The organism is Pseudomonas sp. HY2-MNA-CIBAN-0224, assembly GCF_040310285.1.
GTDB lineage: Bacteria > Pseudomonadota > Gammaproteobacteria > Pseudomonadales > Pseudomonadaceae > Aquipseudomonas > Aquipseudomonas helleri.
Genome location: NZ_JBEOPQ010000090.1, coordinates 1 through 13,998, shown reverse-complemented (window position 1 = coordinate 13,998; position 13,998 = coordinate 1). Strand labels below are relative to the sequence as shown.

At 53.3% G+C, this 13,998-nt stretch carries 9 protein-coding genes; 5 read left to right on the top strand and 4 right to left on the bottom strand.

Features of this window, described 5'->3' with window-relative positions:
- Positions 1 to 165: 165 nt before the first annotated feature.
- Positions 166 to 2,121 carry an acetate--CoA ligase gene (gene acs, locus AAEZ03_RS24360; RefSeq protein ID WP_048367888.1) on the bottom strand — a complete coding sequence of 652 codons (1,956 nt, stop codon included), beginning with the start codon at positions 2,119 to 2,121 and terminating at the stop codon, positions 166 to 168.
- Positions 2,122 to 2,538: 417 nt separating this feature from the next.
- Here acs and AAEZ03_RS24355 point away from each other — a divergent pair, with 417 nt between their 5' ends.
- The gene (locus AAEZ03_RS24355; RefSeq protein ID WP_048367889.1) at positions 2,539 to 2,802 is read left to right on the top strand and encodes a DUF2790 domain-containing protein; all 264 of its coding nucleotides are present in this window, start codon (positions 2,539 to 2,541) and stop codon (positions 2,800 to 2,802) included.
- An 85-nt stretch (positions 2,803 to 2,887) separates the two neighbouring features.
- Here AAEZ03_RS24355 and AAEZ03_RS24350 read toward each other — a convergent pair whose 3' ends face one another.
- On the bottom strand, positions 2,888 to 8,233 hold the full coding sequence (locus tag AAEZ03_RS24350) for a dermonecrotic toxin domain-containing protein (protein WP_350582140.1): 5,346 nt from the start codon (positions 8,231 to 8,233) through the stop codon (positions 2,888 to 2,890).
- 551 nt (positions 8,234 to 8,784) lie between these two features.
- On the opposite strand from AAEZ03_RS24350, the gene AAEZ03_RS24345 reads away from it, so the two are divergent.
- Both AAEZ03_RS24345 and AAEZ03_RS24340 read left to right on the top strand, forming a co-directional pair.
- A complete protein-coding gene (locus AAEZ03_RS24345) occupies positions 8,785 to 10,035 on the top strand; it encodes a ribonucleotide-diphosphate reductase subunit beta (protein ID WP_048367891.1) in 1,251 nt (416 codons plus the stop codon).
- Between the two features lie 312 nt (positions 10,036 to 10,347).
- A complete protein-coding gene (locus tag AAEZ03_RS24340; protein ID WP_048367892.1) occupies positions 10,348 to 10,665 on the top strand; it encodes a helix-turn-helix domain-containing protein in 318 nt (105 codons plus the stop codon).
- Between the two features lie 12 nt (positions 10,666 to 10,677).
- On the opposite strand, the gene AAEZ03_RS24335 is transcribed toward AAEZ03_RS24340, so the two are convergent.
- Positions 10,678 to 11,730, bottom strand: coding sequence for an MBL fold metallo-hydrolase (locus AAEZ03_RS24335; RefSeq protein ID WP_350582138.1), 1,053 nt, complete (start codon positions 11,728 to 11,730; stop codon positions 10,678 to 10,680).
- A gap of 229 nt (positions 11,731 to 11,959) precedes the next feature.
- On the opposite strand from AAEZ03_RS24335, the gene AAEZ03_RS24330 reads away from it, so the two are divergent.
- The gene (locus AAEZ03_RS24330; protein WP_350582136.1) at positions 11,960 to 13,033 is read left to right on the top strand and encodes a diguanylate cyclase; all 1,074 of its coding nucleotides are present in this window, start codon (positions 11,960 to 11,962) and stop codon (positions 13,031 to 13,033) included.
- Here the strand turns inward: AAEZ03_RS24330 and AAEZ03_RS24325 are convergent.
- Positions 13,030 to 13,353, bottom strand: a complete 324-nt coding sequence (locus tag AAEZ03_RS24325) for a DUF2025 family protein (protein ID WP_278940245.1) — start codon at positions 13,351 to 13,353, stop codon at positions 13,030 to 13,032. The two genes, AAEZ03_RS24330 and AAEZ03_RS24325, sit on opposite strands and share 4 nt — an antisense overlap.
- A 186-nt stretch (positions 13,354 to 13,539) precedes the next feature.
- Here AAEZ03_RS24325 and AAEZ03_RS24320 point away from each other — a divergent pair, with 186 nt between their 5' ends.
- A complete protein-coding gene (locus AAEZ03_RS24320; protein WP_278940243.1) occupies positions 13,540 to 13,845 on the top strand; it encodes a PepSY domain-containing protein in 306 nt (101 codons plus the stop codon).
- Positions 13,846 to 13,998 lie beyond the last annotated feature (153 nt).

The following is a 13,998-nucleotide window of genomic DNA, read 5'->3' as shown; positions in this document are numbered from 1 at the left end:
AGCTGGGATGGAGGCTTGAAAAAGCTGGGTAGTTTTTTTGAATAAAAACAATGGGTTATTTTATGTTTGATAAGAGCCGCAGAAGGTTGGGCGGGGATTTGATCGGCCTAATAAAAAGCCCCGCCTGACAACGCCTGGCGGGGCTTTCTTACAACGAAGGAGGCGTCAGGCGACCTTCATGCTCTTGTGGGTGTCGATCAGGTGTTGCACCACGCCCGGATCCGCCAGGGTCGAGATATCGCCCAGGCCGTCATATTCGCCCGTGGCAATCTTGCGCAGGATACGGCGCATGATTTTGCCCGAGCGGGTTTTCGGCAAGCCCGGCGCCCACTGGATGACATCGGGCGAAGCAATCGGGCCGATCTCCTTGCGCACCCAGTTTTTCAGCTCCTGACGCAGCGCCTCGCTCGGCTCTTCGCCACCATTAAGGGTGACGTAGACATAGATGCCCTGCCCTTTAATGTCATGGGGCACGCCGACAACAGCTGCCTCAGCCACTTTGGAGTGGGCAACCATCGCACTCTCGATTTCTGCCGTGCCCATACGGTGGCCAGACACGTTGAGCACGTCGTCCACACGACCGGTGATCCAGTAGTAGCCATCTTCATCGCGGCGCGCGCCGTCGCCGGTGAAGTACATGCCGCGGAAAGTCTTGAAGTAAGTGTCGACGAAACGGTCGTGATCGCCGTACAGAGTACGTGCCTGGCCCGGCCACGAATCCAGAATCACCAGATTGCCTTCGGCCGCGCCTTCGATCAGGTTGCCCAGGTTGTCCACCAGCCCCGGCACCACACCAAAGAACGGCCGCGCAGCAGACCCCGGCTTGAGCGCATGGGCGCCCGGCAGCGGGCTCATCATGCACGCGCCGGTTTCGGTCTGCCACCAGGTATCCACAATCGGGCAGCGCTCTTTGCCGACCGTGGTGTAGTACCAGTTCCAGGCCTCAGGGTTGATCGGCTCACCCACCGAACCCAGCAAGCGCAGGCTTGAACCGTCTGCATCTTTAACCGCCGCCTGACCTTCGGCCATCATGGCGCGAATGGCGGTGGGCGCGGTGTAGAGGATGTTGACCTTGTGCTTGTCGACGATTTTCGACACGCGAGTGATGTCCGGGTAGTTCGGCACCCCTTCAAACAACACGGTGGTCGCGCCGTTGGCCAACGGGCCGTAGACGATATAAGTGTGGCCGGTGACCCAGCCCACGTCCGCCGTGCACCAGTAAACTTCGCCCGGACGGTAATCGAACACGCGCTCGTGGGTCAGCGCGGCATACAGCAGGTAGCCACCGGTGGTGTGCTGCACGCCCTTCGGCTTGCCCGTTGAGCCCGAGGTATAAAGGATGAACAGGGCTTCTTCGGCACCCATTTCTTTGGGTGCGCAGTGGGTCGAAGCCACGGCCATTAAATCGTGGTACCAGATATCGCGGTGCTTGTACCAGGCGATGTCGCCGCCGGTGCGCTTGAACACGATGATTTTCTGTACGCTGGAGGTGTCTGGGTTGGTCAGCGCCACGTCGACGTTGGCTTTCAACGCCGTGCGCTTGCCGCCACGCACACCTTCGTCAGCGGTGATCACCACTTTCGATTTGCAGTCGATGATCCGCCCGGCCAGCGCTTCTGGCGAGAAGCCGCCGAACACCACCGAGTGAATCGCACCAATGCGGGTACAGGCCAGCATGGCGACAACCGCCTCGGGCACCATCGGCATATAGATAGTCACGACGTCACCACGGTGAACGTCCTGGCCGCGCAATGCGTTGGCCAGCTTGCACACTTCTTCGTGCAGTTCACGGTAGGTAATGTTGCGCTGTTCAGAAGGATCGTCGCCCTCCCAGATAATCGCGACCTGATCACCACGCTCGGCGAGGTGGCGGTCCAGGCAGTTGTAGGAAACGTTAAGAGTGCCGTCGGCAAACCATTTGATATCGACATGGTGATCGTCGAACGAGGTTTGCTTCACTGTGGTGAACGGCTTGATCCAGTCCAGACGCTTGGCCTGATCACGCCAGAAGCCATCCGGGTTGATGACCGATTGCTGGTACATCGCCTTGTAGGTCGCCTCGTCAGTCAGCGTATTGGCTGCAACTTCAGGGCGTACGGGATACAGGGAAGCGGCACTCATGTTTCATACCTCTATATTTGTAGTTGTTGTTTTATGACCCTGTTTTAGCCGGGCCTTGGCGTGAGATCCATTCGACGTTGGTAGTAAGAAACACCCAGAAAAACCATGGTTTTTCCGCGCAAGGCTCAAGATCGATGCTTACAGCGCTTTACCCCGCGCCGACGGATTTGAAATACCTGTAAACACAGCCTGTTTTCGACGATTGTTGCAGAATCTGTCAACAGTCTTTATCAAAAGCCCCTCTATATGCCCGCCCGGCAGCGGCCTAAAATCCACCTCGCCAACCAAGGCACTGCGATTAACGCAAGTTACAGCCCCCACGAAGGCATGTTTAATCGCTCTTACTTAAACCAAGTTTCACACGCAGCCTCACAAGGGCCGCGTGACCCTACTCGACCCTAGACAGGTAAATACGAAATGAAAGCGTTGTTAGTTCTGGCCCTCAGCAGTGTGTGTGTTAGCGCGTTTGCTGATGAAGCAAGTACTCAGGTCTCGCACCAGCAACCGGTTGTAGAACACTATTCCTACTCTTCCGAACTGGATATTGCCAAAGTGATTTCCATGAGCGAAATCCCAAATGTTTGCGAAGTAGTACCGGCCCGCATGGTTTACGAAGACTCGCAAGGCATCAAGCACACTCTCGAATACCGTGTCATGGGTAACGGTTGCTCCAACGGTTAAAGAACACACTACCCCCAGCGATATGCGGCAGGGCGCACATTAATGACAGTGCAGCCCGCCGCGGCTTTTCACTCAGTGATAGAGGCTAAGGCCCAGGTCTGATCACGCTATAGTTTTCCCGCCCCCCGCCCAATCGACTGATAATCAGTGCCAATGAGTCGGCATTCGAAAGAATGACTTCTGCGCGCTTTGATTCATTATTCATAAATATGTCCCGCGCATGATCCAGCGTCAGTGCGCCCGTCAATTTCATAATATGTTTAGACACTCGCAAGCTGACATCCGCCTTAGGTGTGAGTCTTGAACCTTGCATCTTAAATAAATCATGACGCGCTGTGTGTGCCGACAGGGCCTGTGCCTGCAAGACTCTGTTAGGAGTTGCCGAATGGGCTGTCAGCGGCAACGCATCCGTCAACAACTCAACAAACGGGAGACTCGCGTTCATGTAAGCAATATCTTCTGCGCCCGCGACCTGATGACAGAGTTCATGAATTAGCGTGGTCGCTCTGAAATGTGTATTGAAATCAAAGGACGGCATAGTCACTCTAAGCTCGTCCATCGTGCCGGCTTGACGAGTGTCTAATTGGGTATTAAAAAAGTTCTCAAAAAAATAGATATATTTGCGTTTATCCAGTTGAGTCACAAAAGCAACTGGACGCGGGTCGTAAACACTGCAACGACCTACTACATACCGTTTAGAACTCATCGGGTTCATGGAGGGCTTGATCAAACGGCTTAAAACATGCTCGATCACTGAATCTATTCTTTGGATCTGAACCGCGGTCAAGCGAGAAACACCCAGAAAATTTATCAACCACGCAGCATGCTCCTGGGAAACTGCGTCACTGTCATCGATATGTTTGAGAACCTCGCGCCCCTCATTCAAATAACTGACCGCGCGTTGATGGGCCTCCTGGAGGGCCGTTGCCTTGTCTGGATAGAGCGCCCGAATCTGCGCCATGCCGATGGCTTCTTTGATAAAGCCCTGCGTACCATGCGCGACTTCATGCCTGCTGAATATCGGCCCGCCGCCGGCCAGCGGCTCTCTGATATCAACTTCCCACCGTTCAGACGTAGTGTCGCGACGCAGGGCCGGTCCGTCCTGATCTGCACCGATATAGATACGCCAGCGTCTTTCCAAAAGCTGTATTTCAAATACCCTGCCGAGCACGACCGCGTAATATTTTTCTGTCATTCCATGCTGATAGATATCGGTCAGCGGCTCGTGCTTTAACTCTGACAAGGAAACCGCATGTTCTATGTAGGGCTCAAGCGCTGAACCATACTGTGCCGTCAAACGTGATTGCCCACCTGCCCCCTTGGATACGGGAGGTGATCCATAAGCTGAGTCTAAGGACTTGACTTCAGTCGTGCCCCCATTGCGCTCTGCTGCTCTGGGCTGCCTTAACGTCAGGAGCATCAACAGGCTGGTCACAAACTCGGTTACGACCTCCCCCCAGTGAGCCTGGGACGCGGCACTCGCGGCCGCTTTCAAGGTGTCTCGGGTTTGCCATATTGTCAAAGGGATAGCCAACCGTGCGGGCATAAACTGGATCACAGTTGCCATGACCAATGACAACAACTCCTTGAAAGAAGCCCAACCTGCCTCAGCCGTGGTAACCGATTGAGATTTCGCCATGTCCAGCAACTGCTGGCAATTATCCTTATACATTTTTGAAAGTAAATTTCCCGTGTAGTCATCCTGCGAAATCGTCACGGGTGCCGGCGTCTCGAACAGATCAATACTGAAAAAATCCTGGCTAATATAATTAATATGTGGCTCTTTAAATCCACCATTCGCGTATACCTTACGTTGCCACGGGTTCAGGCGATTTAATAGTTGAGTTTGCAGAATTTCCCGATTAATGATATCCGCTACAAAACTCGCCTCATCAGGGTACTCTTTAATTGAATATTCACGGCTATACATGACAACTACTACCAATGGACCCGGCACCCTGGCATCAGGCCCAACCAGGTATATCCCACTGACCTCATCAGGCACCGCATCGGGACTGGACCGCAGAGCAAGAGGGCGCATAACGATACGATGACCTTCAAACAATTCCCGCGCCATTGCATCAGGACTATTGAGCACATGTTCCAAGTAACAGTAAGCCTTTTCACTGAGCGCACCTTTCAATTTATCCCGGAATGCCATTTCCAGAATCTGTGGTGGCAACTGAGCACAAAACAATTTTAAGCGCTCACTGGACTCCCCCGCATCCACTACCAATTTATTTTCAAGCAAGGTGCGATAATTTTCACCGACGTTTAATTGTCTGACTAACGCTTTTACATAGTCCTCATTAAAACCATTTGGCAGCGACACCTTCCCCGACGTCGAAAAGGTCAGATGACCTGTCAATTGACCGAACCCACGCAAGGCATACGCGCTCAATGTTTGACTTGTACTGGAAACCGCACTGCCCAGCGATGCGATTTCTCCCGACCAAGCAGGCGAACTCACTTGAGTAATAATGACATTAACGGCTTGCGGGTCCACCGCCTGCATTGGAAAGTCCAGGGCCAGTTGTTTTTTAAGTGCGTTGACCGTGTACTCGTCAATCCCCACAATGCCATGCAAATAATCGCGATCATCAACCACCGCATTACGGTAACGTTGCAAAATACGCGCATAGTCATGTTTTTCTTTTATTGTGGCGTGTGCCAACACCTCAGGCAGGGCGGATTCAAACACTACCGTATCGGCTTGAAGCAGTACCGATGCCACGTTAAAACCGGCCTCAATGGCGACAATATAGTTATCAACACTGTCTTGAAGCTCTTGACTAGAAAGCCTTGCAACAACGCCTTGATGATAAGCACGCCGCGCGTCATCAAGATGGTGCTGTAGACGGCTGTTCTCCAGCACCAGCAAGTAGTCATCCTCAACAACAGAAAAATAAAACAAATCATCGGTCAAACTCAACAACGCTTTACTTTCAAGAATAGCGGCGCGCTGAAGACTATTAATCGTGTTTGTCAACTCCACATATTCAACAGGATCCAGAATACGTTGTCGTAATACAGCGCGACATTCATCAACTGAATTAAATGCTTCGTACTGTCGTGCTGGGGACCAAAAAATAGCATGTCCCGCGCAGGCTGGCTGGAGCCCGCCCCTCTCGGTAATCAAAAAACAGTTTTCTAAAAACGCCGTAAAATTGAGGCTTTTCACATTCACCGATATCCGGTAAACCTCGGGCACAAAATAATAATAGGACGGCCGCTCCGATCTCACTCTATAAGTCTGCAGCGCTGTCAAACAACCAACGTCCTGCTGACCAAGCCGTTTGTCATGACCAAAAAAGTAGTATCCACCCGCCCATAACAGCTGAGATTTCAGTTGCACCAGATCATCCAGCAACGTATTACCCGCTGGTAACTGATCTTTAAAGACGGACCGCTCAAGGTACAGTTCAAATTGGCTAGCAAAATCATCGGCCAACTTAAGCAAGACACCATGAAGAACAAGATTCTCATCCGCAGCAAAATACGCGACCTGCCCTGCCGCCCCTGCTGCCCGCTCAAACCGGACTCGCGCGGGTTCGGCAGGTAAAGGTTGTTTTCCCGTCACATGCTCTAAAAATGCATCAACCAACGGCATGGCAGGCACGTCTGCTGAGGATGCGTTAGATTCTGGCCCCATAATGCTTACCGAAATATTGCCAGGGTCAAGTAAGTCTCGCCCACTAAGCTGCCAAAGCTCAGCCAACTTTTTTTTGCAGAAGTCGCTCACGGTGGGAAACATTGATAGCTTTGTTGTTACCGCCTGCTCCAACGTCTCAATACGCAGCCGAATGAGATCAATCGGAACGTTAAGCTGATCAAGCAATTCACCGGTTGTTTCAGCCATGGTTTCACCCAGTGAAAATCGGGAACTCCAACGATAACTGTCAAAGGGGATGGATTGATCAGGATTCAGCAATGTCTTTATATTGAGCGCATCGTCCAGTACGGCCAATGCGGTACTTGCATAATCCGCAGATGTTAAAGATTCTGCATAAATACGTTTAACTTCCAACCACTCAATTAAGTACTCCATATCGGATAGCACTTTTTTATAAATCTGAGATTCCAGTGCTGCGTACAAATCGTCATGCAACACGGTATACCCCATGCTGATAGGGTTTGAAGCGCTCCACCGAACACTGTCCGCTCGCGCTACATACCGACTCAGATAATCATCAGGCAACGGCGGGCCGCTCTCGGCTTCCTTGGGAAGCAACACGTTGAAGCGAGGGGATGTGACACGCTGAAAATGCGACCAATTGTTAAATACTTCCAGCCCCCGGTCCCCCATCACAACGAATCGACCATCGACACCGCCAATAAAAAGACCGTACCAGGCTACCAACTCAACGGGGGCATCCGCTGCTTGCTTAAGGTGTATCAACGCAAGCTCTACGTGTGACACATCAACGCCTTGCATACGTTCTTGCAACTGTTTTACGTCCAGGGCAGAGAGTGTTCCATCATGCTGCGCCTGCATAAGACTGCTATATAGACGCTCACTCAAAGTGTCATGCACACATACCTTTAAGCTGGGGAAAAATCCTCGTGACTCATTCCAGTATTGGCCTATGGCCTTACTAAACGTGCTCACCAAATCATGGGTAGAGGCGTGGAGAAAACTGACAAACTCCAACTCTATCTCAGCACTGCTTTTGCCACGTTCACTGCCGCAGGGCAAACGGGGCGCATAGCTAAAGCCCTCATGCTTGGGCAGCGCTTTTTTCAAATAATATTCGAACGCCCAATCCACCAAAGAGCTATTAATTGTCATTTCACTCGTAATAACACTCCCTGCACAGTCTGCCGGAGTGGCCTGCCTTCTTTCTTCCTGCTTGAACTTCAGTCTGTCAAATAGAACAGATCGAATTGAAGGTATGTACGACACCACTTGATGGACGACAAACTGATCATTTCCCAATGAGCGTTCAAAGAGTTGGCTGAGAGTCTTGAAAATGGGTAGCTCCAGCGGTAACAACGTCACATTTATCACATCGTCGCCCAATAAAGCATGCCGACTGGCCAAAGGAACACAGTGTAAAAGAGGGGATTTATCATTCACGATAAACTGTTTATTTATAGCCCTGACTAAATCAGCCCAGCTCAGAAACTTATGAATCCCCGTCATTAAAGTATAAAAATAATAAGTGCCCGAAGGTAGCACCCCGGTAGCAAGTACAAATGCCCCGCGTAAATATTCCGGCTGGTCATCTGCTCGCGCTAACGCTACTTGACTCACATACAGCGGGGCAATCGCAGGCACTGTATTGACCGCATAAGTCCCCAAGGCCTGTTGAAGCCAGATTTTTTCAACGCCGGTGATCAGTCCATCAGCAAGCGCCGAATTCGTACATCGCTCAAAGTCCGATTTTATAAAATTTTCCGAGTAATACTTTAACGGTACTGTTTGACTCATCTTGGCGACCTTCTCATGGATGGGCAGTTACGCGTTATCCACGTCACGCGCCCTGATGAAAAAGACCTTACGAGTCTTGCCGCCTGGACAGGCACTACATAGATCTATACAGATATCGGCTGCCCCCTCCCACGCTTACGCACATGCTCATGAAAAAAACGGGCGACCGGTCCTCAGCCGGGAAAGCCGTGCCCGGCCGCCACTGCGTTGAAGTCCAGGCCAAATTTAGGTCATTTCGTCGCATCGGCCGAAAAAAAACTGGCTGAAATACCCTGTACAAACCCCGTATACTTCGGCCCTCCAAAGGGTGCTAACACCCTGAGCGGGCTGACCACCAAGCTGCTCCGGCTTTAAAGGCCAGGGCGAGATGCTATCGTTACTGCATCCCCCGAGCGACAGCGGGTCGGCCCCGAACACATTCATGTTTATGCGTGCGTAAACCGCTACTGCAGCAACATTTCTTAGATCCAAGTGGCCTATGGGCCGTGTGCAAACCAAACCATCAGTGTTACCACACGGGCACAAGGCCCTCACGCAGGAGACGACACGTCATGCTGAGCTGGGACGAATTCGACAAAGAAGACGAAGGCGAAGTCGCTGTTAAAGGCGCCAACGCAGGCCACGCAACCGAAGCCAACATGGACCGCCTGGACGCAGCTGGCGGCGTTGCGGCCCAGGAAGCCCGTGCTGTCACCGCTACCGACTCGGCAGCGATCAAGCGCGCCAAAGCAGCCCTGGACAAGCTCGACATCGCTGAAGGCCTGGCAGAACTCGAAGGCGCCAGCGCTCGAGTTGCCGTTGACGAAAAAATGATGATCAACTGCCGTGCCGACCTTAACCAGCTCGTACCATTCAAGTACGACTGGGCCTGGCAGAAGTATCTGGACGGTTGCGCAAACCACTGGATGCCGCAAGAAGTCAACATGACCGCCGACATCGCCCTCTGGAAAAACCCGGAAGGCCTGACTGACGACGAGCGTCGCATCGTGATGCGCAACCTGGGCTTCTTCTCTACTGCTGACTCCCTGGTTGCCAACAACCTGGTGCTGGCCGTGTACCGCCTGATCACCAACCCGGAATGCCGCCAGTACATCCTGCGCCAGGCGTTCGAAGAGGCGATCCACACCCACGCCTACCAGTACTGCATTGAATCGCTGGCCATGGATGAAGGCGAGATCTTCAACATGTACCACGAGATCCCGTCGGTCGCTAAAAAGGCAACCTGGGGCCTGAAGTACACCCGTTCGATCTCCGATCCGAAGTTCGAAACCGGCACCGTTGAAACCGACAAAGAACTGCTGCGCAACCTGATCGCCTACTACTGCGTTCTGGAAGGCATCTTCTTCTATTGCGGCTTCACCCAGATCCTGTCGATGGGTCGCCGCAACAAGATGACCGGCGTTGCCGAGCAGTTCCAGTACATCTTGCGTGACGAATCCATGCACCTGAATTTCGGCATCGATGTGATCAACCAGATCAAAATCGAAAACCCGCACCTGTGGGACGCTGAAATGAAGGAAGAAGCGACCCAGATGATCTTGCAGGGCACTCAGCTCGAGATCGAATACGCGCGTGACACCATGCCACGCGGTGTACTGGGCATGAACGCGGCCATGATGGAGGACTACCTCAAGTTCATCGCTAACCGCCGCCTGTCGCAGATCGGCCTGAAAGAAGAATACCCGGGCACTACCAACCCATTCCCATGGATGAGCGAAATAATGGACTTGAAGAAAGAGAAAAATTTCTTCGAGACGCGGGTTATCGAATACCAGACTGGCGGCGCGTTGAGCTGGGATTGATTCCGGGCTTGAACTGACTGCTGATAAAAGGGGCTGCCGCGAGGTGGCCCTTTTTGTTTTCAAGATCAAAAGATCGCGACAAAAAAGTCGGCTCCCAACCCTGTAGCAGTTGACGAGCTTTGCGAGGCTACGCCGGTTGCGCAGAATGATTTATATCGAAGTTTTCGACCGTTGCTTACCGCGCAAACGGGCTTGAATCACGGGTTCTCGGCGCCCGCACTGATTCAAAAAATGAGTTTGATCGACCTCGAAAACAACTGTATAAAAACACAGTATATTTTCAAGCACTGACTCAGCCCTGGAGATCTCCCCATGCCCAACTCAGCCATGCGCAACACGTTTGAACGCATCATCATCAACCAATTCACCCCGCTGCACTGTGCGCAAGCCCGGGAACTGCTCGGCTGGAGCCTCGAACAGCTGAGCGACAAGTCAAAGGTCTCGGTGCCGGCCATTCAACGGTTTGAAGCCTCCGAACGGGTGCGCGATGTCACTCTCCTGGCCCTGGCTTATTCCCTTGAAGCCGAAGGCCTGGTGTTTTTCCCGGGCTTTGCGCCAAGTTGGGCCAGTAACTTTCGCGGCACCACGCCCGACCCAATGGGCCGGGAGGACTTCGCCCTGATCGAGTAAACCGCCCGCACCTCAGAGGCTGGCCTGTTTGGCCGGCACTTCGTCGGTGGCTTGCACGCCAAGCCACCAGGCGCGGCCTTTGTGGGGTTGCATCAGGTTAAAGGCCTCACCCATGGCAGGCGTCGAGATAAGCACATTACGTTCTGCTGCCAACGCCACAATGCGCTCAAACGGTTCGTACCAGGCATGAAAGGCCAAATCAAAAGTGCCGTTGTGAATCGGCAGCAACCAACGGCCTTTCAAGTCGATATGGGCTTGCAGGCTGTGTTCAGGCTGCATGTGCACATCGGGCCAATCAACGTTGTAGGCTCCCGTTTCCATGAGAGCCAGGTCAAAGGGGCCAAACTGCTCACCGATCACTTTAAAACCGTCGAAGTAACCTGAGTCGCCACTGAAGAAAATCCGCACGTCATCAATAATCATCACCCACGACACCCACAGGGTCTCGTTGTGGTCAAACAGCCCTCGACCCGAAAAGTGCTGGCACGGCGTGGCGACAAACCGAATGCCGTCACGTTGTGTTTCTTGCCACCAATCCAGTTGCTGTACTTTATTGGCAGGCACGCCCCACTTGATCAGCAGGTCGCCCACCCCTAGCGGGGCCAAAAAGTGCTGGGTCTTGGCCGCTAGTTGCAGCACAGTTTTCTGATCAAGGTGATCGTAGTGGTTATGCGACAGAATCACGCCTTGCAACGGTGGCAGTTCATCCAGGGTGATCGGCGGAGCATGAAAACGCTTGGGCCCGGCCCACTGAAACGGCGAAGCACGCTCAGCATACACCGGGTCGGTCAGCCAGAATTTGCCTTTGAGCTTGAGCAACAAGGTGGAGTGCCCCAGCCGGAACACACTGAAGTCAGGCGCTATGTCCAGCGCTTCGCGGCTCAGCGGAGTAACCGGAATCGCTGCAGCGGGCCGGGTGTTTGAAGGCTTTTGAAACAGCATCTTCCAAAAAATGCCCAAGGTTTTGCCCAGGCTTGCGGCTGGCCTGACACCCTGATTTCGAAACTTCCCTTGATGCTGCTCGGCAGGCTTGAGCTCAGCCTTTGTCGAAGACTCGATTGGCATGCTTCAAAGACTCCAGAAGACAAAGTGCAATTATTACGCTGGTTTTTTGAACCGCAGAAGGTCAATCGTCATTTTCTAACATCGAGGCGCTAGTTTTAAGGTTATTCCCCTAAAAGCTCAGGCAGAATGCCAGCATCAATGACCGACATTACCTGCACGTTAAACCGACACGGCGGCGTTTAACGAGTGGGGGTGGCATTCCGTGCCTCAACACCTTGCGCAGATACCTATGAACACTCAAAGAGGTAAAGGTTTGTCATTTTCACGGCGCATTTATGTGCCGCGAACCTTTGGCCTGGGGATTGGTTGCCTGTGCGTTATGCCGGTTCTGTACCCTCTGAACATGCCCACCTGGGTCTGGGTGTTGTTTTTCGCCTCGGGTTTTGTCTGGCCACAACTGGCCTACTTGCGCTCTTCCCGCTCGCAATACCCGTATCGCGCCGAACGCCGCAACATATTGATGGATTCTGTGTTGGGCGGCTTTTGGGCTGCCACCCTGCAGTTCAATCCTCTGCCGGCCATCATAATTGTGTCGATGATGACCATGAACAACGTGGCGGTCGGCGGTGCAAAAATGCTGCTTCGCGGGCTCGTGGCGCAATGCGTGGGCATTGTCATCTCATGGCTGATGTTCGGGATTGCCTTCAACCCTGAGACCACGTCGATACAACTCTATGCGTGCCTGCCCATTCTGATCCTCTACCCGTTTACCGTGGGCCTGATCAGTTATCGAATGGCCACCACCCTCGCCGCGCACAAGCGTGCCTTCAGCGCCCTAAGCCGTACCGACAGCCTGACCGGCCTGCTCAATCACGGTTCCTGGAAAGACCTGCTGCAACTGAGCTTCCATACCTGCAAGCAGACACACGCGGACGCCACGCTGGCGCTGATTGATATCGACCACTTCAAACGTATCAATGACACCTACGGGCATATTGTCGGCGACAGCGTACTGCGCCAGTTCAGCATTGCGCTCAAGGAAAACCTGCGCGCAGAAGACCTGGCCGGACGTTATGGCGGCGATGAGTTTTGCGTGATTTTGCCCAACCGCTCGCTGGCGCAGACTCAAGAAATCATGGAGCGTCTGCGCCACCGCTGCTGCGACTTTCGCTACCCCGATGCACCCGAGCTGCGCTTTAGCCTGAGCATCGGGCTGGCCTCATGCCAAGCGGCCTTCACCGACGCCTCGATGTGGCTCAACGAGGCCGACAAGGCGCTGTACATCGCCAAGAACACGGGCCGCAATAAAATCAGCATCGGCTCTGGCGACCTGCTGGCAAACACCGTGCTGGGCGAGCCTTAGCTGAGGCAACGACGCACCGCTGAAATTTCCGGTACATCCTCGCGCCGCATGTACACCCGCAAGGGTTCGGTGATGTTGAGGCGATCGTCGATATTTTGATCCAGCAACAACTGAATCAACTCGCGCTTGAGGATCATGGTGTCGGCCCCGACGGCTTGCCAGACAAACTCGCTGGTGGGGGTGATGGCGTCGTCGGCAACATCCATTCCGAACGAGTCCTCACTAAAACGCACGATGTAATGCTGCGTCTTGCGATTGAATCCGACAAAACCGTGAAGCTCGTCGGCGGCCTGGCAGATGAGTTGCGAAGTGATGCGCATGGTAAACCTCTCTCTGGAAACGATGGTTTACACACAAGGTGAACGCTCATCCCTCTGGCGGGGACGCTAATGACCCCAAGGGTACGTCACACCTTTGGTTTCAGGCAAAGGGCAAAATTAAGGGTGAATTAAGTTGCCATGGTTACTCTGATCCCACCTAAACAGATCACCCAAGAGGAATTAACCATGAAAGCACTTAACGTCATCTTCGCTGCTACCGCCCTCACCCTGACTGCCGGCCTGGCTCAAGCCGATGTGCGCCCGGACCATATTCCGGGCTTGCTCAAATCGGGCGAAATCGCCGCTTTTGAGAAGCTCAACCAAGCGGCTCTGGACAAGCACCCCGGCGCGACCATCCTCGACACCGAGCTGGACCACTCCTACGGCAAGCTGGTGTATGAAGTTGAATTGCGCGACGCCAAAGGCGTGAAGTGGGATGTCGACCTGGACGCCAAAACTGTCGAAGTCCTGCAAGACAAACAAGACACCTGATCTCGACTACCCCACCGTTTAATGTAGGAGCGAGCTTGCCTCGCGATCTTTTAAAAGATCGCGAGGCTGTCTCTTATACACAAATCCGAGCCCACGAGACTACCGCCCCGATCTCGTATGTCGTCGTCTGCGTGAAAAAGGGGGGGGGGGGGG